The following is a 20,876-nucleotide window of genomic DNA, read 5'->3' on the forward strand; positions in this document are numbered from 1 at the left end:
GGCGGATTCACAGGTGCGTGGAAGAATCCATGATCATACCCGCAAGCGGGCGGCGGCACCGCTGCAGCAATGCTGCCACGATGCCGCCGCGCATGCTTTAGAGCCTATCCCAGTAGGGAGCGTCTTTTGCAAGCAGCACATCAGGAGCGCGGACAAGGCGCGAGGAGGACGCGTGGCGAGCCACGCGACGACGAACAACGCAGTCCCCGCTTCTGAGGGGCGCTTGCAAGAGATGTATTCATCTACTGGGATAGGATCTTAGTTCAGGCTCCAGACGTATTGCACCTTGACGCTGGCGCTGACCGGCTTGCCGCCAGCGAGGGCCGGCTTGAACGTGCACTTGGCAATGCCAGTGCGCGCCGCCTCGTCGAGGGCAGGATGGCCGCTGCTCTTGACCACGCTTGACCCTTGGACCTTGCCGGTGGCGTCGACATCAAAGGACAGGTTGACCGTGCCCGTTTCCTTCGCCTGCAGCGATGCGGGCGGGTAGACCGGTTTGCCGCACACGCCAAAGTCGATGACGGGGCGGCGCTCCAGCACGGGTGCGCTGTCGGCGGCGACGGCCTGGCCGTAGATGCCGAGGCAGGCGCCGGCCAACGCCAGCAGCGGCACCGCCGCCTTCCAGTTCAGGGCTTGTGGTGCGGGGCGCAGCAATCGTTTGATACGTGACATAAGATCTCCTCCGTTGGCCGCCTGGGCCAGGTGGTGGGTTGAGAACTGGAGACGTTCCAGTTCCGAGAGTGCAAGAGCCAGACGCCGCGGTTCGCCCAGTTGTCTTGCTGCGAAATCATCTGCAATATGTTCGCGTTCGAGGCGCACGCCGCGTGAAATCCACCAGACGGCGGGGTGGAAGAACAGCAGCGCCTCGATGGCGTTTTGCAGCAGGTTGATCAGATAATCGTGGCGCCGGATGTGCGCCAGTTCATGCGCCAGCAGCGCATCGAGCAGGTGCGGCGGCATGCCGGTGAGCAGCGCCGCGGGCACCAGCACCATGGGGCGCCAGATGCCGGCCGTGAGCGGACTGGCGATGTTGTCGAGCACGCGCAGCCGCACCGGCCGCGCCACGCCGGCATCGTGCGCCATGCGCGACAGCCTTGTCTGCAGCTGTCCATGCGTGGCGCCCGTGTTCCTGGCGCTGCGCTCTATCCACAGCATGCCCAGCGCCATGCGCACGGCCAGCACGGCGGCGCACAAGGCCCAGACGCCGACGACGGCGCGCAGCAGCAGGTCCAGGTCGGGCAGGCTGTCGGGCGCCAGCAGTGCGGCGGGCAGCAAGGCGCTGGAGTACAGCGCGCCCGTGGCATCGGCCCCGGCCAGGCGCAGATACAAGCCCGCCGCCGGCCACGCCAGGCAGGCCAGCAGGGCGCCGCAACCGACGGCGTAGCGCGCCTCGGGACGCGCATTGCGCAGGGCCGCCCACGCCAACGCCGTGGCGCAGCCGATCAGCAGCCCTTGCCACAGGAAGTGCAGCAGGGTCCAGCCCAGCGCCGGCACGAAGCCGCTCATGACTGATCGTCCTTGAGCATTTTTTCGATTTCCTCGCGTTCTGCGCGCGACACGCCCGTGCGCAGCGCCGCCAGCACCAGCGCCTTGGCCGATCCGGCAAAGGCCTTCTGCATCAATTCCTTCAGCAGATTCGTCTGCAGGCTGTCCTGCGCCTGCGCTGGCGCATACACGTGCGAGCGCTGGCTTTCGTCGCGGATCAGCAAGCCCTTGCCATGCATGATCTGCATCAGGCGCAGCACGGTGCCATAGGTGATGGCCGGCTTGGCCAGCGCCATCGCCTCGTGCACCTGCTTGGCCGTGGCCGCACCCAGCGGCCACAGCGCCTGCAGCAGATCGAGCTCGGCTGCCGTCGGTTTCGGGATGTCGTGCGTCTTGGCCATGCGGTTTTCCTCTTGCCTGAAATTCAATATGGCTAGATTAAACCTTGTAGACAAAAATGTATACTTTAATTTTCAGTGGCGTATAAACGCCTGTCAGACGTGACATAAAACGTAGACAAGCTTGTTTATAAGGAGACCCGACAGGCAAAAAAAAAGACGCCGCAGCGTCTTTTTTTGGGGCGAATGAAAATTATCCCGCCAGCTTGGCCTTCAGCAATTCCGTCAGCTGGGCCGGGTTGGCCTTGCCCTTGGATGCCTTCATGGCCTGGCCGATCAGCGCATTGATGGCCGCTTCCTTGCCGGCGCGGTACTGCTCCACCGATTTGGCATTGGCCGCCAGTACTTCATCGACGATGGCTTCCAGGGCTCCCGAGTCCGAGATCTGCTTCAAGCCCTTGGCGTCGATGATGGCGTCGACCAGGTGCTCGTCGTTTGACTTCGCTTCCCACATGCCGGCGAAGACTTCCTTTGCCGCCTTGTTCGAGATCGTGCCGTCGGCGATGCGCTTGAGCATGGCCGCCAGCTGGGCGGCGGAGACGGGCGCGTCGTCCAGGTCCACGCCTTCGCGGTTCAGGGTCGACGAGACGTCGCCCATCAGCCAGTTGGCGGCGGCCTTGGCGTTTTCCTTGCCGGCCTTCTCGACCACGGCGACGAAGTAGGTGGCCATGGCTTTCGATTGCGTCAGCACCAGCGCATCGTAGTCCGGCAGTGCGTATTCGCTGATGAAGCGGGCGCGCATGGCGGCCGGCAGTTCCGGCATCGAGGCCTTGACCGTGTCGATCCACGCTTGCGAGATGACCAGCGGCGGCAGGTCAGGGTCCGGGAAGTAGCGGTAATCCTGGGCGTCTTCCTTGCTGCGCATTTCGCGCGTTTCCTTGCGGTCCGGATCGTACAAACGCGTCGCTTGCACGACCTTGCCGCCGTCTTCGATCAGTTCGATCTGGCGGCGCACTTCGACGTGCACGGCTTCCTCGATGAAGCGGAAGGAGTTCAGGTTCTTGATCTCGCAGCGCGTGCCGAATTCCTTCTGGCCGACGGGACGCACGGAAACGTTGACGTCGCAGCGGAACGAGCCTTCCTGCATGTTGCCGTCGCAAACGCCCAGCCACATGACCAGCGAGTGCAGCGCCTTGGCGTAGGCCACGGCTTCGGCGGCGCTGCGGATTTCCGGCTCCGAGACGATTTCCAGCAGCGGCGTGCCGGCGCGGTTCAAGTCGATGCCGCTCATGCCCGCATAGTCTTCGTGCAGAGATTTGCCGGCGTCTTCTTCCAGGTGGGCGCGCGTCAGGTTCACCGTCTTGGTGACGAATTCGCCATCCTTTTCGTAGCCGAAGGTCAGGGCGCCGCCGATGACGACGGGGTCTTCGAACTGGCTGATCTGGTAGCCCTTGGGCGAATCGGGATAAAAATAGTTTTTGCGGGCAAAGACCGAGTGCGGCGCGACGGTCGCGCCCACGGCCAGGCCGAAGCGGATCGCGCGGTCGACGGCCTGCTTGTTCATCACCGGCAGCACGCCCGGCAGCGCCAGGTCGACGGGGCTGGCCTGCGTGTTGGCTTCGGCGCCGTACTTGATCGGCGAACCGCTGAAAATTTTGGATTCGGTCGTGAGCTGCACGTGGTTCTCAAGACCGATGACGACTTCCCATTGCATAGTGTTCTCGCTTAATTTGGTGGCGCCGCCTGGGCGGCGCAAATTTTTTCTTAGATGCCGGCCGTTGCGTTGCCTGGAGCACGCGTATGCCAGTCCGTCACCAGCTGGAATTGGTGGGCCACGTTCAGCAGTTTGGCTTCGCCAAAATAATTGCCGATGATTTGCAGGCCGACGGGGCGCTTGCCATTCTTGTCTCCCGCGCCGAAACCGCAAGGGATTGACATGCCGGGCAGGCCGGCCAGGCTGGTCGACAGGGTGTAGATGTCGGCCAGGTAGTTCGCCACCGGGTCGTCCGTCTTGTCGCCCAGGTCCCAGGCGACGGTCGGCGCGACGGGGCCCATGATGACGTCGCAGACGGCGTCCGGGCCATTCAGGACGGCGTCGAAATCCTGCGCGATCAGGCGGCGGATCTTTTGCGCCTTCAGATAGTAGGCGTCGTAGTAGCCATGGCACAGCACGTAGGTGCCGACCATGATGCGGCGCTGCACTTCCGGACCGAAGCCCTGGGCGCGCGACTTCTTGTACATGTCCTGCAAGTCCTTGTACTCGGCGGCGCGGTGGCCGTAGCGCACGCCGTCGTAGCGCGACAGGTTCGACGATGCTTCGGCCGGGGCGATCATGTAATAGGCGGGAATCGACAGGGCCGTATTCGGCAGCGAGATGTCGACCAGGGTGGCGCCCAGCTTTTCATACTGCGCCAGCGCGCCGCGCACGGCCGCTTCCACGTCCTTGGCCAGGCCCTCGCCGAAGTACTCGCGCGGCACGCCGATGCGTAAGCCCGTCAACGGCTGGCCCAGTTCACGTGAAAAATCTTCCGCCACGCCGCCCTGTTCCGGCGACAGGCTGGTCGAGTCGCGTTCGTCGAAGCCGGCCATGGCGGTCAGCAGCAGGGCGCAGTCTTCGGCCGAGCGGGCCATCGGGCCGCCCTGGTCCAGCGACGAGGCAAAGGCGATCATGCCGAAGCGCGAGACGCGGCCATAGGTCGGCTTGATGCCGGTGATGCCGCAGAAGGCGGCCGGCTGGCGGATCGAGCCGCCCGTATCGGTGCCGGTGGCCGCTGGCGTGAGGCCGGCGGCGACGGCGGCGGCCGAGCCGCCGGACGAGCCGCCCGGCACGGCTGTTTTATCCCACGGGTTCTGCACGGCGCCGAAGGCCGAGTTCTCGTTGCCGGAACCCATGGCGAATTCATCGCAGTTGACCTTGCCCAAAGTGACCATGCCGGCCGCCTGGAATTTTTCCACCACGGTGGCGTCAAACGGGCTGGCGTAGTTGGCCAGCATTTTCGAGCCGGCCGTCGTGCGCCAGCCTTTCGTGACGAACAAGTCCTTGTGCGCGATCGGCACGCCCGTCAATGGCGTGGCCGTGCCGGCGGCGATGCGCGCATCGGCGTCGGCTGCTTGCGCCAGGGTCAGCGCACGGTCGACGTGCAGGAAGGCGTTCGAGTTGTCCGCTTCGATGCGGTCGAGGAAATGCGTCGCCAGTGCAACGGCGGAAATTTCCTTGTTCTGCAAAAGCGTGGACAGCTGTTTGATGGATTTTGTATGCATGGCGTTTCTATTGTGATATTCGGCAAGAAGGCGGGAACGGCGCAACGGCGTGTTTATTCGATAACCTTGGGCACCAGGTACAGGCCATCCTGTACCTTCGGCGCCACGGCCTGGTAGGCGTCGCGGCGATTCTGTTCCGTGGCGACGTCTTCGCGCAGGCGCAGGGCGATATTGTCCATGTGGGCGGCCAGCGGGTGGCTCAGGGGCGCCACGCCATCGGTATTGACGGCTTGCATTTGTTCCGCCAGTGCGAAAATCTTGTTCAATTGGGCCAAAGACGTGACGGCCTGGTCGTCGGCCATTTCAAGTTGGGCCAGGTGGGCGATGCGTTTTACGTCGGAGAGTGTCAGGGACATGGCGAATGGCGCGGAGTGCCGCGCATTAGTATTAAGTTGGCGTTTTGATAAAACGCGGGTATTTACTGCTATTTTGCTCACAAAAATCGAGGAATACCGCGTAACTCGCGGCTGCAAGAGTCGCACTTTTCCATGGTTTTTGAGCAAATCGCATTCAAATTATAAGGTAGAATGGCGGGTTAATGCGTTGCCGGCGCTGATGGACCGCTGCCGCAGCATAGAAAAGATTGCGCAAGCGCCAAGCGAAACCCGAAAAAATCGCCTCCACGGATTTTCAGGGTGCCTGAAAGCGCCCGCTTTGAAACTCCCCATAAACAGCTTTTGCGCAGCTCGATGCGCTACAGGACACTCATGTTTGGTTTTTTACGCAGGTATATCTCCACCGATCTGGCCATTGACTTGGGCACGGCCAACACCCTTATTTATGTACGCGGCCTCGGTATCGTCCTGGACGAGCCATCCGTCGTCGCCATCCGCCAGGAAGGCGGTCCGAATGGCAAGAAGACCATTCAGGCAGTCGGCAAGGAAGCCAAGCAGATGCTGGGCAAAGTGCCGGGCAATATCGAAGCGATTCGTCCGATGAAAGATGGCGTGATCGCCGACTTCACCGTGACCGAACAAATGCTCAAGCAATTCATCCGCATGGTGCATGACTCGAAATTCTTCCGTCCATCGCCGCGCATCATCATTTGCGTGCCGTGCGGTTCGACCCAGGTCGAACGCCGCGCGATCCGCGAATCGGCCCTGGGCGCCGGCGCCTCGCAGGTGTACCTGATCGAGGAACCGATGGCAGCGGCCATCGGCGCGGGCTTGCCCGTGTCGGAAGCGACCGGCTCGATGGTGGTCGACATCGGCGGCGGCACGACGGAAGTGGGCATCATCTCGCTGGGCGGCATGGTCTACAAGGGTTCCGTGCGCGTGGGCGGCGACAAGTTCGATGAAGCCATCGTCAACTACATCCGCCGCAACTACGGCATGCTGATCGGCGAACAGACGGCCGAAGCCATCAAGAAGGCCATCGGTTCGGCCTTCCCTGGTTCGGAAGTGAAGGAAATGGAAGTCAAGGGCCGCAACCTGTCCGAAGGCATTCCGCGTTCGTTCACCATTTCCAGCAACGAGATCCTCGAAGCGCTGACCGACCCGCTGAACAACATCGTCTCGGCCGTGAAAAACGCGCTGGAACAGACGCCGCCGGAACTGGGCGCCGACATTGCCGAAAAAGGGATGATGCTGACGGGCGGCGGCGCGCTGCTGCGCGACCTGGACCGCCTGCTGATGGAGGAAACCGGCCTGCCGGTGCTGGTGGCCGAGGACCCGCTCACCTGCGTGGTGCGCGGTTCCGGGATGGCACTGGAACGTATGGACAAGCTCGGCTCGATCTTCTCCTACGAATAATCTGACAGAAGGGCCGGAAACCATTCCGGCCTTTTTTTGGTTTTGGCGCCGGCGTCTGACCGGGGCCTGCACGTTGGCGCACTGCGCCTGGCCTGATTATTGGAAGTCATGGAATACAGTCCTCCGCCACTTTTCAAACAAGGCGCCTCCGCCCGCGTCAAGATGATGGTGTTCGCCGGCATTTCTATCGCCCTGCTGCTGGTCGATTCGCGCATGCACGCGCTGACGGCCGTGCGTCAGGCGGTCGGCACCGTGCTGTATCCGGTGCAGATGGCGGCCCTGGTGCCGCGCGACGTGGCGCTGGGCGTCGGCAATTACTTTTCTTCGTTGTCGGCCCTGGAAAAACAGGTGCGCGACCTGAAGCACGAACAGATCGCCTCGGCGCAGATCCTGCAGCAGGCGCAGCTCAACATCGTTGAAAACAACCACCTGCGCAAGCTGATGGAAGCGCGCGAGCGCGTGCCCGTCAAGACCATGATGGCCGAAGTGCTGTACGACACGCGCGATTCGGCCTCGCGCAAGATCGTGCTCGATCGCGGCATCCAGAACGGCGTGGAACTGGGCCGCCCCGTGATCGACAACCTGGGCGTGGTGGGGCAGGTCACGCGCGTGTTCCCGTTCACCTCCGAAGTAACGCTCTTGACCGATGAAGAGCAGGCCATTCCCGTGCAGCTGCTGCGCAACGGCGTGCGCAGCGTGGCCATCGGCCGCGGCAAGTCGGGCACCATGGAGCTGCGCTTCACGGCCCCCAGCGCCGACATCCAGATCGGCGACATCGTCATCACCTCGGGCCTCGACGGCCTGTACCCGGCCGGCCTGGCCGTGGCGCGCGTGACCCTGGTCGAGCGCAATGCGCATGGCCCGTTCGGCCGCGTCGTGTGCCAGCCGCTGGCCGGCATCGAACGCAACACCCAGCTGCTCATCCTGATGACGTCGCCCGATATTCCGCCGCGCCCGCCCGCCGAAGATGTCAAGACGGGCCGCAAGATCGCCGGCAAGATGGCGCCGATCAAGGACCCGGCCAAGGAGCCTGCCGCCGCCGCGACAGCCCCCGCCGCGAAGCCGCCCGCCAGCGCCGCGCCGAAACCGGCGGCGCCGGCAGGACCTGCCGCAACGCCTGTAACAACGCCAGCACCTGCCGCCGTGCCACCGAAGGAAGCGACACGATGAACCGCCCGCATTACATCCTGCTGCCGGTCAGCCCCCTGTTCATCGGTTTTTCCCTGCTGTGCGCTTTTTTGCTGAATCTGCTGCCATGGGGCCAGTTTGTCGGCGTGCCCGATTTCGTCGCGCTGGTGCTGGTCTTCTGGGGCATCCACCAGCCGCGCAAGGTCGGCATCGGCGTCGCGTTCTTCATGGGCCTGATGATGGACGTGCACGATTCGACCCTGCTGGGCGAGAATGCCTTGGCGTATACCTTGCTGTCGTATTTCGCCATCATGATGCACCGGCGCGTGCTGTGGTTCCCCATCCTGACGCAGGCGCTGCACGTGCTGCCGCTGCTGCTGCTGACGCAGGCGCTGCAATTGCTGACGCGGCTGATCGTCTCGGGCCGTTTCCCCGGCTGGCTCAATTTCATCGAGAGCTTCGTCGCCGTCGCCCTCTGGCCTTTCGTGACGTGGATACTGCTGGCGCCGCAGCGCCGCGCCGTGGACCGCGACCATAACCGGCCGATCTGACGGGCGCCTGCCATGACCGAACTGAAAAATACCGAGCGCGAACTGCATTTTTTCCGCATGCGCCTGACCATCCTGGGCGCGCTCGTCTTCGTCTGCTTTTCGCTGCTGCTGGCGCGCTTCATCTGGCTGCAGGTGATCAAGCACGAAGACTACGCGACCAAGGCTGAAGACAACCGCATCGCCGTGGTTCCCATCGTGCCCACGCGCGGCCTGATCCTCGACCGCAACGGCGTGGTCTTGGCGCGCAATTACTCGGCCTACACGCTGGAAATCACGCCGTCGAAATTGAGCGCCAGCCTCGATTCGGTGATCGACGAGCTGTCGACCCTGGTGCAGATCGATATCAAGGACCGCCGTCGCTTCAAGAAGCTGCTGGAAGAATCGAAGAACTTCGTCAGCGTGCCGCTGCGCACGCGCCTGACGGACGAGGAAGTGGCGCGCTTCACGGCGCAGCGTTTCCGCTTCCCCGGCGTGGAAGTGCAGGCGCGTCTGTTCCGCCAGTACCCGATGGGCGAGGTGGCTTCGCACGTGGTGGGCTTCATCGGCCGCATCAACCGCAATGAAGCCAAGGCGCTGGAAGAGGGCGAGGACGCGGCCAACTACAACGGCACCGACCATATCGGCAAGGAAGGCCTGGAAAAAAGCTACGAAAAGCAGCTGCATGGCACCACCGGCTACGAAGAAGTGGAAGTGTCGGCCGGCGGGCGCGCCATGCGCACCCTGTCGCGCACGGCGGCCACCCCCGGCAACAACCTGATTCTGTCGATCGACATCGAACTGCAGAAGGTGGTCGAGGAAGCGTTCGGCGAATGGCGCGGCGCTGCTGTGGCCATCGACCCGGCCACGGGCGACATCCTGGCCTACGTCTCCAAGCCAGGCTACGACCCGAACCTGTTCGTCGACGGCATCGACCAGCAAAGCTGGAACGAACTCAATACCTCGCTGGACCGGCCGATGGTCAACCGTCCCCTGTCGGGCACCTACGCGCCCGGTTCGACCTTCAAGCCCTTCATGGCGCTGGCCGCGCTGGAACTGGGCAAGCGCACGCCGAGCCAGTCGATTTCCGATCCCGGCTTCTTCATCCTCGGCGGCCACACCTTCCGCGACGACAAGGTGGGCGGCCATGGCACGGTGGACATGCACAAGTCCATCGTCGTCTCGTGCAACACCTATTACTATCAGCTGGGCCGTGACATGGGCATCGACGCCATCCACGACTTCATGAAGCCGTTCGGTTTCGGCCAGCTGACCGGCATCGACCTGAATAATGAAAAGACGGGCGTGCTGCCGTCGACGGAGTGGAAGCGCAACCGCTTCAAGACGCCGCAGCAGAAAAAATGGGTGGGCGGCGACACGATTTCGGTGAGTAACGGCTCCGGCTACAACTCCTACACGCCGCTGCAGATCGCCCACGCGACGGCCAACCTGGCCAATAACGGCGTGGTGATGAAGCCGCATCTGGTGAAGATCATCGAAGACGCGAGCACGCGTGCGCGCACCCTGACGGTACCGAAGGAAAGCTACCGCATCGCGCTCAAGCAGGAAAACATCGACATCATCAAGCGCGCCATGGTGGGCGTGACCAGCGAGCAGGGCGGCACGGCCGCGCGCATCTTCACCGGCGTGCAGTACACTGTGGGCGGCAAGACGGGCACGGCGCAGGTGGTCGGCATCAAGAAAAACGAGAAGTACAATGCCAAGCTGCTGGCCGAGCGCCTGCGCGACAACGCCCTGTTTACGGCCTTCGCGCCAGCCGACAAGCCGCGCATCGCGATCGCCATCGTGGTGGAAAACGCGGGCTTCGGCGCCGGCGTGGCCGCGCCGATCGCGCGCAAGGCGCTCGACTACTACCTGCTGGGCAAGCGTCCGAGCGACAAGGAAAAGGACACCACCAAGGTGCCCAAGGAAGATGTCGACGAAGTGCGTACCCTGGAAGAAATCACCGACGAGCAGGCCGCCCCGGCGCCGCCTGCCAGGCAATAAGGAAGCACATGCCCATTAACGAGAGGCGCTCGCTGTGGCGGCGCGCCAAACCCTACCTGGCGGTGTTCGATCCGCCGCTGATGATCATCATCCTGATGCTGCTGTGCACCAGCCTGCTGACCCTGTATTCGGCCAGCATCGGCATCCCCGGCAAGATCGAGGACCATCTGCGCAACATCATGCTGTGCTTTTTCGTCATGTGGGTGGCGGCCAACGTCACGCCGCAGATGATGATGCGCATCGCCGTGCCGGCGTACACGGTATCGGTGATCTTGCTGGTGGCCGTGGCGCTGTTCGGCACCATCAAGCTCGGTGCGCGGCGCTGGCTGCATATCGGCGTGATCGACATCCAGCCGTCCGAATTCCTGAAGATCGCCACGCCGCTGATGCTGGCCTGGTTCTTCCAGCATAATGCGGGCGCCCTGCGCTGGAAATCGTTCCTGATGGCGGCCGTGCTGCTGCTGGTGCCCGTCTACCTGATCGCGCGCCAGCCCGACCTGGGCACGGCGCTGCTGGTGGTGGCGGCCGGCTTTACCGTCATCTTCCTGGCCGGCCTGTCGTGGAAGGTGCTGGCCGGCTTGCTGATCACCTTTGTTTCCTGCCTGCCGATCGCCTGGTCGCACCTGCATGATTACCAGCGCGACCGCGTGATGATGCTGATCGACCCGACCAAGGACCCGCTGGGCAAGGGCTTCCATATCATCCAGTCCATCATCGCCATCGGTTCCGGCGGCATGACGGGCAAGGGCTGGACGCACGGCACGCAGGCTCACCTGGAATTCGTTCCGGAGCGCACCACCGACTTCATCTTCGCCGTGTATTCGGAGGAGTTCGGCCTGGTCGGTAATCTGATTCTGATGCTGATGTATTTACTGCTGGTGGGACGGGGCATGATGATCGCCGCCAACGCCCCCAGTTTTTTCACTCGCCTGCTGGCAGGAGCGATAACAATGATTTTCTTTACGTATGCGTTTGTCAACATGGGCATGGTCAGCGGCATCGTGCCGGTGGTCGGCGTTCCCCTTCCATTCCTCAGCTATGGCGGCACCGCGCTGCTGACCCTGGGCGTGGCCACCGGCATCCTGATGAGCATTCAGCGCCACCGCAAGCTGGTGCAGACCTGATGCGGGCGCCTATCGATACCTTCGCCATGCGCGGGCTGAGCCTTGTCGCCTTGCTGACCCTGGCCGCCTGCGGCACCGCGCCGCACAAGCCCGCATCGAACAACGTGCCGCTGCCGTCGGGCGGCAAGGTCAAGGTGCCCGTGCGCCAGGATCCCACCTTGCCGGTCTTGCCGGCGGCCGGCTCCGGGCGCGGCGGCTACTACAAGGATGACGGCCCGGGCGACAATCCGCCCGCCAACCTGCGCGACGTGCCCGATGCGGAAGTGCGCAACGAGCCGTATTCGACGCGCTCGAACCGCCCGTATGTCGTCTTCGGCAAGACGTACACGCCGATCACCGACAACGAGCCATTCAAGCAAAAGGGCACGGGCACCTGGTATGGCAAGAAATTCCATGGCCAGCGCACCTCGTCGGGCGAAATCTACGATATGTACAAGATGACGGCGGCCCATCCGACCTTGCCGATTCCATCGTATGCGCGCGTGACGAGCATCGACAGCGGCGAGCAGGTGATCGTGCGCATCAACGACCGCGGCCCGTTCCACGCCACGCGCGTGATCGACGTGTCCTACACGGCGGCGCTGAAACTGGGCTTTCTCGGCAAGGGCAGCCACCAGGTGGTCGTCGAACGCCTGCTGCCGGCCGATATCGACGCCATCCTCGCTGCCCGCGCGGCGCCCAAGCCGGTGCCATCGGTGGTGGCCATTTCCATCGATACGCCGGCCGACAGCGAACCGGAAATGCGCGCCGTGGTGCAGCCTGAAATCACCGCGCTGTCAGCGGTCGATGCCACCGTGGCCGCGCCCGCGCCAGCGGCGCTGGCCACCGGCTTCTACCTGCAGCTGGGCGCCTATTCGCGTGCGGACAATGCGGAAGCGGGCCGCGCGCAACTGGCGCCGTATGCGCAAACGCTGGGCAATCTTGATGTGGTGCCGGCCGGCCCGTTGTTCCGCCTGTACGGCGGACCGTTCACGAGCCGCACCGATGCGGCGCGCGCGGCGGCCAGCCTGCCGGCGTCGGCGGGTGTCAAACCGATCGTCATTGAGAGATGAGCGTAGGTCGGATTAGCGTGCAAGCGCGTAATCCGACACCATGGTTGGCGTCGCTGGCGTTGTCGGATTACGCGCAAGCGCTAATCCGACCTACCTGGCTGAATCACAGTGAGCATCGCAGGTTGCCTATGTCGGACGCGCAGTAGGTTTGGTCCGGCGCTTATTTACAGGAGCGCAGTTCCTGCTCGTCGAACTGCTTCGTGATCTCGGCCAGCCGCGCGCGCGTGGCGGCGTCGAGGTCGCGGAACTGGTAGGCGAATTGCTTGCTGGCGCTGTAGCGCGGCGCGACGCGGGCGCTGTGCACGCCCTGTTTGTTGAGCGATGCCAGTTGGCTTTGCGCGCTCGTTTCCGACTTGAATACGCCCAGTGAAATGCCCCAGCGCAGCGGGCCGTTTTCGTTCATGATGAAGTAATTCGTCACGCCCAGCTGCTTCAATTCGCCGGCCTTGCGGTCGGCGCCTTCCTTGCTGCCCTGCGGCGGGATATACACCATGTAGCTGGAAATGTCCTGGCCGGCGACGTTCCGGCGCGACTGGCGGTCGCCCAGGCTCAGCGCGGCCACTTGCGCTTCGAAGCGGCGGCCATCGGCCAGCAGGAAATTGCCCACTTCCGTGCACGCATACGATGGCGGCGGCGCCGGTGCGGCGGGCGCTGGCGCCGCAGCTGCTTCGGCCGCCGGCGGGGCGGCGGGCGCCGTGGCCTGCTCCTGCGTCAGCAAGGTGAGCTTGCCCGCCTCCAGCTGGTTTTTCAGGCGCGCCGGTTCGCGCGTCTCGCTGCGAAAACTGCCCAGATAACCCTGGCCGATGGCCAGCACCAGCAGGTTGACGCCGGCCAGCAGCCAGAAGACGAATTTCAGCATACGTGGTTTCCTTGTGTTCCTGCGGCCCCGGCGCGCGCGGCCGCCTGCAGGCCGATCATGACGATATTGTCGACCAGGTGCAGCGGCACCGCCAGCGCCAGGGCCGGTGCGATGCGCAGTGCGGCGCCGCCCGACAACAGGCAGGCGCTGGCGCCGTGCATGCGCACGGCCCGTTCGATGGCGCCCGCCTGCGCCGCCAGGCAGCCGGAGAGGATGGCGTCGTCCGTGTTGTCGGCAAAGCCGGCCGGCAGCACGGCGTCGCTGGCGATGTGCGGCAGCTGCGCCGTATTGCGCGCCAGCGAGCTGGCCATCAGTCCCAGTCCAGGCAAGATCATCCCGCCGAGGAAAACGCCGTCGGCCGTGATGGCGTCGATGGTGGTGGCGGTGCCGCAATTGGCGACGATGACGGCCTGGCCAGGCGCCAGCGCGTGCGCGCCGATGGCGGCGGCAAAGCGGTCGCAGCCCAGCTGCGACGGCGCGCGGTAGCCGTTCGTCAGTCCGGCCAGCTGCGGCAGCGAGACAAAGTCACGCGGCGCGACCGGCAGCATGGCGCGCAGGCGCGTGCCGATGACGGCGCCCGCCACGTTCGACAGCAGCGCTTCGCTGATGGCCAGTGGCGCCCAGTGCGCCGCCAGGGTGTCGATCTGTGCATGCGCGACGGCGCCGCTGGCCAGCCAGCCGCCGGCCGCGCTGTCGGCGGCCACGAGCGCCCATTTGATGCGCGTATTGCCGGCGTCGATCAGCAGCAGCATGCGCTCACTCCCCGGCCAGGCGCAAGGACACGTCGCCCGACATGACTTCCTGCAGGCCGCCGTCGGTGCGCAGCAGCAAACGGCCCAGCTGATCGACGCCGGCCGCCACGCCTTGCTGCAGCAGCTGGCCGTTGTCGAGGATTTTCACGTGCTGGCCCTGCCACGCGTGCAGCAGGTTCCAGCGCTCGGCAAACGGCGCAAAGCCGGTGTCGTCGAATTCGGCCAGCACGCCGGCCAGGCGGCTCAGCAGCGCCGCCACCAGGGTGTTGCGCTCCATCTGCGCCAGCCAGGGCACGGCCGAGACGCTGCGCCCGATCTGCCGTTCCAGCGCATCGGGCATCAAGAGATTGATGCCGCAGCCGATGACGGCCCACACGCCGCCGCTATCGTCGCCCTGTGCCTGTTGCGTTTCGACGAGGATGCCGGCCAGTTTGTGGCCATCCTTGAGCAGGTCGTTCGGCCATTTCAGTTGCACCGGCACGCCCAGCGCCGTCATGCTTTCGGCCAGCGCCACGCCGACGGCCAGCGGCAGGCCGACCAGCTGGTGCAGCGGCCCCTTGAAGCGCCAGGCCAGCGAGAACATCAGGCTGGCGTCCGCCTGCGACACCCACGGCCGTCCGGCGCGCCCCCGTCCGGCCGTCTGCTGGCCGGCGATGCGCAGGGTGGGGCCGGCCAGGCTGGCGCAGCGCGCCAGCAGGTCGGCGTTGGTCGATCCCGTTTCATCGACCACTTCGATGGCAACGTGCGAGGCGCCGGTGGCGCAATGGGCGGCGATGGCCGCGCTGTTCAAGTCTGAGTGCTTCGTCATGTTGGTCAGTTCAGTTGCGCGCCTTGTGCGGCGCATTCGCGAAGGCCCGGTCGTAGACGGCATTGGGCAGCGCGCGCAGCAGCTTGGCGACGACGCCCATCTGCCACGGGATCACGCGGTAGCTGTCGCCGTCGGCGATGGCGCGCGCGGCGCGCACGGCGAATTTTTCGGCCTGCATCAGGAAGGGCATGCGGTAGGCGTTGTGGCGCGTCATCGGCGTGTCGATGTAGCCGGGCGTGATGGTGACGACCTTGATGCCCGCCGGTTTCAATTCCAGGCGCAGTGATTCGCAGTAGCTGATGACGGCCGCCTTCGAGGCACTGTAGGCTTCGGCGCCGGGCAGGCCGCGGATGCCGGCCACGCTGCCGATGCCCACCAGGCGTCCGCGGCCCTGGTTCTTCATGGCGGCGATGAAGGGCGCGAAGGTGGCGACGGTGGCCGTGACGTTGATGGCGATGAGGCGCGCGAAGGCGTCGAGGTCTTCCGCGTGTTCGCTCAGGGTGCCATAGGACACGCCGGCGCTGGCGATGACGACGTCGATGCCGCCGGCGTGGGCGATGAAGTCCTGTGCTGCGCCTTTCAGGGCGGCGTGGTCGCACACGTCGACGGCGTAGGCGCGGTGGCGTTCAGGGTGGGGCAGGGAAGCGATCAGTTGCTGCAGCGTGTCGCCGCGGCGGGCCAGCAAGCCCAGTTGGGCACCCTGGCGCGCGTACTGCAGCGCCAGGGCGGCACCCAGTCCGCTCGACGCGCCCGTGATGAAAACGCGATGCATCAGGCGATGCCCGGGCGCGCCAGGGAAGTGGCCATGCTTATTTCTTTTCCGCTTTGGCTTTCGCGACCAGCACGTCCATCACGGTGAGCGCCTGGGCGTTCAGCTGCTCTTCGTTCTTGGCCGACTTGCTGCCCTGATCGGCTTGCGAAGGCGAGGTGATGTAGCGGCCGTCGATGGCGATCATGGGCCAGAACGTCACGTTATAGCCCTGCATCATGGCGTCCGCGCGGCGCACGCGGGCCGAGACGCCCATCGAACGGTAGGTGTCGATGAATTTCTGGCGGTCCACGCCCTGCTTGGCGACGAAGTCGAAGACGGCGTCGTCGGTGTTCAGGCGGTTGCGTTCCACGTGCATGGCGTGGAAGACGCCGGTGTGCAGCTTGTCGACCAGGCCCATGGCTTGCAGGGTGAAGAACAGGCGCTGCTGCGGCGCCACGCTCTCGTCGCGCGACACGTGCACGCGCTTGAAGACGATGTTGTCGCCCTGTTTTTTGACCCACGCCGCCAGCTGCGGCTCGAGCACGTTGCAGTGCGGGCAGTAATAGGCGAAGAATTCCGTCACTTCGATTTTCTTGCCCGATTCCGTCGCCTGCGGCGCGGGCAGGGTTTCGTATTCGACGCCGTTCTTCGGCTCGGCCGGCGAGGCGGAGGCGCCCAGGGCGATGCTGCACAGGGCGGCGGCGAACAGGATTTTCTTCAGAAAACGCATGCTGGTTCCTTATTTTTGGTTGCGGACGACGGCGACATCGATGCCGTTTTCAGACAGTTTGGTGCGCGCGCGGTTCATCGCTTCGAGCTGGTTGAACGGCCCGATGCGCACCCGGTGCAGCACGCCGGCGTCGGTGCTGCGGTCGCTGATGGCCGCTTCGAAACCGAGCAGCGCCAGTTTGCCGCGCGTGCTTTCGGCGTCCGACATGTCATGGAAGGCGCCGGCCTGCAGATAATAAATCCATTTGTCGCTGGCTGCATCGGCCTTGGCTTCCTTCACGTCTGCCTTGGCTTGCGGTGCTGGCGCCGCTGGTGCGGCCGCCGGCGTTTTCGGCGCCGGCTTGTCCTTCAAGGTACCGATCAATTCCTGCAGCGCGTCCGGCGGCGGCGCCTTCGGCTGCTGCGCGGTGGTGGGCGCCGGCGCCGGCGCGGCAGGCTGCGTCGGCGTGACGATCTCGCGCGGCTCCTTGGAGAAGTCGCGCGCCGCTTCCTTGGCCGCTTCCTTGTTGCCGTACATCGGCTTGTTCGGGTCGGCGATCTGGCCGGCCGTCGGTTCGGCCGACTTGCCGGCCTTGCCCGACTTGTCGGTGAAGGGCGAGGCGCCCTTGGTGATCACCAGGGCGACCACGACGGCGATGCCCAGGCCGATGACCAGGCCGATGATGATGCCGACCAGGGTATTGCCCTGCTGGCGCCGGGTCGAAGAGAAGCGGGAAGCATGATTCATTGACGGTTTGACCTTCGCGATTACATTTTGTTTGGCGCGGACACGCCGATCAGTGCCAGGCCGTTGCGCAGCACCTGGCGCGCGGCGACGACGAGGGCCAGGCGGGCCATCTTGACGGCTTCATCCTCGACCAGCACTTTTTCGGCGAAGTAGAAGCTGTGCAGGTTGGCGGCCAGCTCGCGCAGGTAGAAGGCGACCTGGTGCGGTCCCAGTTCCGCTTGCGCGCGCGCCAGCATTTCCGGGTAGGCGGCCAGGGTCGCCAGCAGGGTCGCTTCGGTCGGCGCCGTCAGCGGGGACAAGTCCACGCCGGCAAGCGTGCTTTCATCGCCGCCCCAGTTTTCCAGGATGCGGCAGATGCGCGCATGCGCGTACTGCACGTAATAGACGGGGTTTTCATCGGTGGTTTTCAGCGCCACGTCGACGTCGAAGACGAATTCCGTGTCGGCCTTGCGCGAGATCAGGAAGAAGCGCACGGCGTCGCGGCCCTTGGCGATGTCGCCGCCGCCCGACCATTCGATCAGGTCGCGCACGGTCACGTAGGAGCCGGCGCGCTTGGAAATCTTGACTTCTTCGCCGTCCTTCATGACGGTGACCATCTTGTGCAGCACGTAGTCGGGGTAGCCTTGCGGGATGCCCATGTCGACGGCCTGCAGGCCGGCGCGCACGCGCGCGATGGTGCCGTGGTGGTCGCTGCCCTGGATATTGATGGCCTGCACGAAACCGCGCTGCCATTTCACCAGGTGATACGCGACGTCCGGCACGAAATACGTGTAGGTGCCGTCCGTCTTGCGCATGACCCTGTCCTTGTCATCGCCGAAGTCGGTGGTGCGCAGCCACAGCGCGCCATCCTGCTCGTAGGTGTGGCCCGCCTTGATCAAGGTTTCCACGGCGCTGTTGACCTTGCCGTCCGCGTACAGCGACGATTCCAGGTAGTAATTGTCGAACTTCACGCCAAACGCCTGCAAGTCGATGTCCTGCTCGTTGCGCAGGTAGGTGACGGCGAACGGGCGGATCGAATCGATGTCTTCCACATTGCCGTTGGCCGTCGCTGGCAAGCCGTCGCTGGCCGCAACCGTCTTGCCGGCCTTGAAGTCGCTGGCGATGTCGGCGATGTAGTCGCCGTTGTAGGCGGACTCGGGCCATTCGGCGTCGCCGGGCTTGAAGCCGCGCGCGCGCGCCTGCACGGAGTTGGCCAGGGTCTGGATCTGCACGCCCGCGTCGTTGTAATAGAACTCGCGCGTCACCTGGTAGCCTTGCGCGTCGAACAGCGAGGACAGGGCGTCGCCCAGGGCCGCCTGGCGGCCATGGCCCACGTGCAGCGGGCCGGTCGGGTTGGCCGAGACGAATTCGAGGATGACTTGCTTGCCGACGCCTGCCGTGCTGCGGCCATAGCGATCGCTTTCGCCCAGGATGGTCTTGATGACGGCCTGCTTGGCGGCGGCGGAGACGCGCACGTTGATGAAGCCGGGACCGGCGATTTCCACTGCCTCGACCAGGCCCTTGCCGGCCGGGTTGGCCAGCACGGCCGTCACGATGGTTTGCGCCAGTTCGCGGGGATTCTGTTTCAGCTGCTTGGCCAGTTGCATGGCGATATTGCAGGCGACGTCGCCATGCGATGCATCGCGTGGTCGCTCGAGCACCACGGTAGGCTCAAGCGAAGTGCCGGCCAGGACGGGAGCGAGGGCGGCCTGGAACAGGGCGATGATTTCTTGTTTCTGTTGGGCGAGCATGAGCAGGATGGCGGTGGAACCGCGTTAAGAATGAATAGAATGAATCGAAAAGCAAAACGGACGGCCATGACATCGCCGCCCAGACTGCGTTAATTATACTGGTTTGCTGCCGGGAACAATACGCCAGCCGGCAGTGTTCCCGTGCTGGCGCGTTTCACGATATTATCAGGACAGCATGCCCATGTTGGTGCGCGAAAACATCAGCATGGCGCATTCTGCTTGTATATATGCAGTTTTTTGCCGCAATTTACATGTATCGCTGCAATCGCTTGGGTCAGAGGACGCCACAAACGCTACAATCGACCCTTTATTGATGACGCGCGGCCGCGACTTTGCCTCCATGCAGCCCGCCGCGCGCAGCCACACCGGATAACTATGAACAAGCGCCCCACGCTGAAATTGAAAACCAAGCCGGCGCCAGGCCAGGCGCCTGCCGCACCGAAATTGCGTCCCAGCTACCATCCCGACCTGAAACCGGTTTTGCAGCCAGGCTTCCAACCCGATTTGCGCGCCGACTCGCTGGCGTTTTGCCTGCTGGGCGCGGCCAATGCCGTGGCGCAGGTGCGCACGGGCACGGCCCTGCCGCAGGCGCTGGCCAAGGTGTTTGCGCAATCGAACGCCAGCCCGCAGGCGCGCGGCGCCATCCAGGATATTTCCTACCGCACCATGCGTCAGCTGGGCCGCAGCGAAACGCTGGTCGGCCTGATGACGTCGAAGGCGCCCGAGCCGCCGATGCTCGCAGCCCTGCTGTGCTGCGCGCTGTCCTTGATGTCGGCCGAGCCGGGCGAGCAGCCGTACGAAGAATTCACGGTGGTCGACCAGGCTGTCACGGTGGCCACCTCGCACCCTGACCTGGCGCATGCCAAGGGCATGGTCAACGCCGTCTTGCGCCGCTTCTTGCGCGAGCGCAAGTCCTTGCTGGAAGCGGCCTTGCAGCAACCTTTGGCGCAATGGAATTATCCGCAGTGGTGGATCGATTCGCTGCGCCTGGCTTACCCGCGCGACTGGCAAGCCATTTTGACGGCCGGCAATGCCGTGCCGCCATTGACCTTGCGCGTGAACCGCCGCAAGAGCACGGTCGAAGCCTACCTGGCCGTGCTGGCGGAGGCGGGTATCGCCGCGCGCCAGGTGGGGCCGTTCGCCGTGCGCCTCGACAAGCCGATCGGCGTGGCGCTGATTCCCGGCTTCGAGCAGGGTGTCGTCTCCGTGCAGGATGCGGGCGCGCAACTGGCCGCGCCGCTGCTGGATTTGCAGGACGGCATGCGCGTGCTCGATGCCTGTGCGGCGCCGGGCGGCAAGACGTGCCATATCCTGGAACTGGCCGACGTGCACGTGACGGCCATCGATGCGGACGCCAAGCGCCTGCCGCGCATCGCGGAAAACCTCGAGCGCCTGGGCCTGGACGCGACCTTGAAGGCGCAGGACGCGCAATCGAGCGCATGGTGGGACGGCCAGCAGTACGACCGCATCCTGGCCGATGTGCCGTGCACGGCCTCGGGCATCGTGCGCCGCCATCCCGATATCCGCTGGTTGCGCCGCAAGGGCGACGCGTTCCAACTTGCAACACTTTCATCCAAAATTCTGGACAACCTGTGGCAGATGCTGCGCCCCGATGGTAAATTGCTGTTCGTGACATGTTCGTTGTGGCCGCAAGAGTCCGAGGCACAGGCGGCGGCATTTGCGGTGCGCAATAATGCGACCCGATTGACAGCGCCTGGCCAGCTGTTGCCGACTGGCAGCGCGGAGCAGGACCACGACGGTTTGTTCTATGCGCTATTCCAAAAAAATGCGGCTTGAGCGATTCGTCGAACCTTTTCTCACGGACACTACCGGCACACTTGTGACAA

General features: G+C 64.5%; 19 protein-coding genes. 7 read left to right on the forward strand and 12 right to left on the reverse strand.

What is annotated here, in order from left to right; translation table 11 throughout:
• Positions 1-258: 258 nt before the first annotated feature.
• The 5 genes from AC1Q6X_RS18125 to gatC all read right to left on the reverse strand — a co-directional run bounded on the left by AC1Q6X_RS18125 (position 259) and on the right by gatC (position 5,440).
• Positions 259-1,506 (reverse strand): TonB family protein, encoded by a 1,248-nt coding sequence (locus AC1Q6X_RS18125; RefSeq protein ID WP_492497998.1) that lies wholly within the window; start codon positions 1,504-1,506, stop codon positions 259-261.
• Positions 1,503-1,886 carry a BlaI/MecI/CopY family transcriptional regulator gene (locus AC1Q6X_RS18130; protein WP_046683490.1) on the reverse strand — a complete coding sequence of 128 codons (384 nt, stop codon included), beginning with the start codon at positions 1,884-1,886 and terminating at the stop codon, positions 1,503-1,505. The genes AC1Q6X_RS18125 and AC1Q6X_RS18130 overlap by 4 nt, the downstream gene beginning before the upstream one ends.
• Positions 1,887-2,076: 190 nt before the next feature.
• Positions 2,077-3,579: an Asp-tRNA(Asn)/Glu-tRNA(Gln) amidotransferase subunit GatB gene (gene gatB / locus AC1Q6X_RS18135; protein WP_409027285.1), complete on the reverse strand. Its 1,503-nt coding sequence runs from the start codon at positions 3,577-3,579 to the stop codon at positions 2,077-2,079.
• 8 nt (positions 3,580-3,587) lie between these two features.
• The gene (gene gatA, locus AC1Q6X_RS18140) at positions 3,588-5,084 is read right to left on the reverse strand and encodes an Asp-tRNA(Asn)/Glu-tRNA(Gln) amidotransferase subunit GatA (RefSeq protein ID WP_492498000.1); all 1,497 of its coding nucleotides are present in this window, start codon (positions 5,082-5,084) and stop codon (positions 3,588-3,590) included.
• Positions 5,085-5,137: 53 nt separating this feature from the next.
• Positions 5,138-5,440: an Asp-tRNA(Asn)/Glu-tRNA(Gln) amidotransferase subunit GatC gene (gene gatC / locus AC1Q6X_RS18145; protein WP_070222787.1), complete on the reverse strand. Its 303-nt coding sequence runs from the start codon at positions 5,438-5,440 to the stop codon at positions 5,138-5,140.
• 351 nt (positions 5,441-5,791) lie between these two features.
• Between gatC and AC1Q6X_RS18150 the strand changes: the two genes are divergently transcribed.
• The 6 genes from AC1Q6X_RS18150 to AC1Q6X_RS18175 all read left to right on the forward strand — a co-directional run bounded on the left by AC1Q6X_RS18150 (position 5,792) and on the right by AC1Q6X_RS18175 (position 12,673).
• Positions 5,792-6,835 carry a rod shape-determining protein gene (locus AC1Q6X_RS18150; protein WP_010393186.1) on the forward strand — a complete coding sequence of 348 codons (1,044 nt, stop codon included), beginning with the start codon at positions 5,792-5,794 and terminating at the stop codon, positions 6,833-6,835.
• A gap of 108 nt (positions 6,836-6,943) precedes the next feature.
• Entirely contained in the window at positions 6,944-8,005 is a 1,062-nt protein-coding gene (mreC, locus tag AC1Q6X_RS18155; protein ID WP_070222785.1) for a rod shape-determining protein MreC, read from the forward strand.
• Positions 8,002-8,514, forward strand: coding sequence for a rod shape-determining protein MreD (mreD, locus tag AC1Q6X_RS18160; RefSeq protein ID WP_035824494.1), 513 nt, complete (start codon positions 8,002-8,004; stop codon positions 8,512-8,514). The genes mreC and mreD overlap by 4 nt, the downstream gene beginning before the upstream one ends.
• A gap of 12 nt (positions 8,515-8,526) precedes the next feature.
• Positions 8,527-10,497, forward strand: a complete 1,971-nt coding sequence (gene mrdA, locus AC1Q6X_RS18165; RefSeq protein WP_230506391.1) for a penicillin-binding protein 2 — start codon at positions 8,527-8,529, stop codon at positions 10,495-10,497.
• Positions 10,498-10,505: 8 nt separating this feature from the next.
• Positions 10,506-11,621, forward strand: coding sequence for a rod shape-determining protein RodA (rodA, locus tag AC1Q6X_RS18170; RefSeq protein WP_070222781.1), 1,116 nt, complete (start codon positions 10,506-10,508; stop codon positions 11,619-11,621).
• The gene (locus AC1Q6X_RS18175; RefSeq protein WP_492420064.1) at positions 11,621-12,673 is read left to right on the forward strand and encodes a septal ring lytic transglycosylase RlpA family protein; all 1,053 of its coding nucleotides are present in this window, start codon (positions 11,621-11,623) and stop codon (positions 12,671-12,673) included. The genes rodA and AC1Q6X_RS18175 overlap by 1 nt, the downstream gene beginning before the upstream one ends.
• Before the next feature lie 160 nt (positions 12,674-12,833).
• Here the strand turns inward: AC1Q6X_RS18175 and AC1Q6X_RS18180 are convergent, their stop codons facing one another.
• Genes AC1Q6X_RS18180 through argS form a run of 7 tightly spaced genes read right to left on the reverse strand, consistent with a single transcriptional unit; the run spans position 12,834 to position 19,029 of the window.
• Positions 12,834-13,532: an SPOR domain-containing protein gene (locus tag AC1Q6X_RS18180; RefSeq protein WP_492498004.1), complete on the reverse strand. Its 699-nt coding sequence runs from the start codon at positions 13,530-13,532 to the stop codon at positions 12,834-12,836.
• Entirely contained in the window at positions 13,526-14,284 is a 759-nt protein-coding gene (locus AC1Q6X_RS18185; protein WP_492498006.1) for a type III pantothenate kinase, read from the reverse strand. The genes AC1Q6X_RS18180 and AC1Q6X_RS18185 overlap by 7 nt, the downstream gene beginning before the upstream one ends.
• 4 nt (positions 14,285-14,288) lie before the next feature.
• Positions 14,289-15,092 (reverse strand): biotin--[acetyl-CoA-carboxylase] ligase, encoded by an 804-nt coding sequence (locus AC1Q6X_RS18190; RefSeq protein ID WP_070222772.1) that lies wholly within the window; start codon positions 15,090-15,092, stop codon positions 14,289-14,291.
• Positions 15,093-15,102: 10 nt separating this feature from the next.
• Positions 15,103-15,864, reverse strand: a complete 762-nt coding sequence (locus tag AC1Q6X_RS18195) for an SDR family oxidoreductase (protein WP_492498008.1) — start codon at positions 15,862-15,864, stop codon at positions 15,103-15,105.
• 37 nt (positions 15,865-15,901) lie between these two features.
• The gene (locus tag AC1Q6X_RS18200) at positions 15,902-16,573 is read right to left on the reverse strand and encodes a thiol:disulfide interchange protein DsbA/DsbL (protein ID WP_230506386.1); all 672 of its coding nucleotides are present in this window, start codon (positions 16,571-16,573) and stop codon (positions 15,902-15,904) included.
• A gap of 9 nt (positions 16,574-16,582) precedes the next feature.
• Positions 16,583-17,299, reverse strand: coding sequence for an SPOR domain-containing protein (locus tag AC1Q6X_RS18205; RefSeq protein WP_070311054.1), 717 nt, complete (start codon positions 17,297-17,299; stop codon positions 16,583-16,585).
• Between the two features lie 20 nt (positions 17,300-17,319).
• Positions 17,320-19,029 (reverse strand): arginine--tRNA ligase, encoded by a 1,710-nt coding sequence (gene argS, locus AC1Q6X_RS18210; RefSeq protein WP_492498011.1) that lies wholly within the window; start codon positions 19,027-19,029, stop codon positions 17,320-17,322.
• Positions 19,030-19,404: 375 nt separating this feature from the next.
• On the opposite strand from argS, the gene rsmB reads away from it, so the two are divergent.
• A complete protein-coding gene (rsmB, locus tag AC1Q6X_RS18215) occupies positions 19,405-20,826 on the forward strand; it encodes a 16S rRNA (cytosine(967)-C(5))-methyltransferase RsmB (protein ID WP_230506384.1) in 1,422 nt (473 codons plus the stop codon).
• Positions 20,827-20,876 lie beyond the last annotated feature (50 nt).

Source organism: Janthinobacterium sp. GW823-FHT06H09, from assembly GCF_058794735.1.

What these genes read in the sequence shown, in the direction of transcription:
- AC1Q6X_RS18130 (WP_046683490.1), bottom strand. Translation starts at nt 1,886, where the DNA reads ATGGCCAAGACGCACGACATCCCGAAACCGACGGCAGCCGAGCTCGAT.
- AC1Q6X_RS18195 (WP_492498008.1), bottom strand. Translation starts at nt 15,864, where the DNA reads ATGCATCGCGTTTTCATCACGGGCGCGTCGAGCGGACTGGGTGCCGCC.
- AC1Q6X_RS18205 (WP_070311054.1), bottom strand. Translation starts at nt 17,299, where the DNA reads ATGAATCATGCTTCCCGCTTCTCTTCGACCCGGCGCCAGCAGGGCAAT.
- AC1Q6X_RS18150 (WP_010393186.1), top strand. Translation starts at nt 5,792, where the DNA reads ATGTTTGGTTTTTTACGCAGGTATATCTCCACCGATCTGGCCATTGAC.
- argS (WP_492498011.1), bottom strand. Translation starts at nt 19,029, where the DNA reads ATGCTCGCCCAACAGAAACAAGAAATCATCGCCCTGTTCCAGGCCGCC.
- AC1Q6X_RS18200 (WP_230506386.1), bottom strand. Translation starts at nt 16,573, where the DNA reads ATGCGTTTTCTGAAGAAAATCCTGTTCGCCGCCGCCCTGTGCAGCATC.
- AC1Q6X_RS18125 (WP_492497998.1), bottom strand. Translation starts at nt 1,506, where the DNA reads ATGAGCGGCTTCGTGCCGGCGCTGGGCTGGACCCTGCTGCACTTCCTG.
- rsmB (WP_230506384.1), top strand. Translation starts at nt 19,405, where the DNA reads ATGAACAAGCGCCCCACGCTGAAATTGAAAACCAAGCCGGCGCCAGGC.
- AC1Q6X_RS18180 (WP_492498004.1), bottom strand. Translation starts at nt 13,532, where the DNA reads ATGCTGAAATTCGTCTTCTGGCTGCTGGCCGGCGTCAACCTGCTGGTG.
- gatA (WP_492498000.1), bottom strand. Translation starts at nt 5,084, where the DNA reads ATGCATACAAAATCCATCAAACAGCTGTCCACGCTTTTGCAGAACAAG.
- mreC (WP_070222785.1), top strand. Translation starts at nt 6,944, where the DNA reads ATGGAATACAGTCCTCCGCCACTTTTCAAACAAGGCGCCTCCGCCCGC.
- rodA (WP_070222781.1), top strand. Translation starts at nt 10,506, where the DNA reads ATGCCCATTAACGAGAGGCGCTCGCTGTGGCGGCGCGCCAAACCCTAC.
- AC1Q6X_RS18185 (WP_492498006.1), bottom strand. Translation starts at nt 14,284, where the DNA reads ATGCTGCTGCTGATCGACGCCGGCAATACGCGCATCAAATGGGCGCTC.
- mreD (WP_035824494.1), top strand. Translation starts at nt 8,002, where the DNA reads ATGAACCGCCCGCATTACATCCTGCTGCCGGTCAGCCCCCTGTTCATC.
- AC1Q6X_RS18190 (WP_070222772.1), bottom strand. Translation starts at nt 15,092, where the DNA reads ATGACGAAGCACTCAGACTTGAACAGCGCGGCCATCGCCGCCCATTGC.
- mrdA (WP_230506391.1), top strand. Translation starts at nt 8,527, where the DNA reads ATGACCGAACTGAAAAATACCGAGCGCGAACTGCATTTTTTCCGCATG.
- gatC (WP_070222787.1), bottom strand. Translation starts at nt 5,440, where the DNA reads ATGTCCCTGACACTCTCCGACGTAAAACGCATCGCCCACCTGGCCCAA.
- AC1Q6X_RS18175 (WP_492420064.1), top strand. Translation starts at nt 11,621, where the DNA reads ATGCGGGCGCCTATCGATACCTTCGCCATGCGCGGGCTGAGCCTTGTC.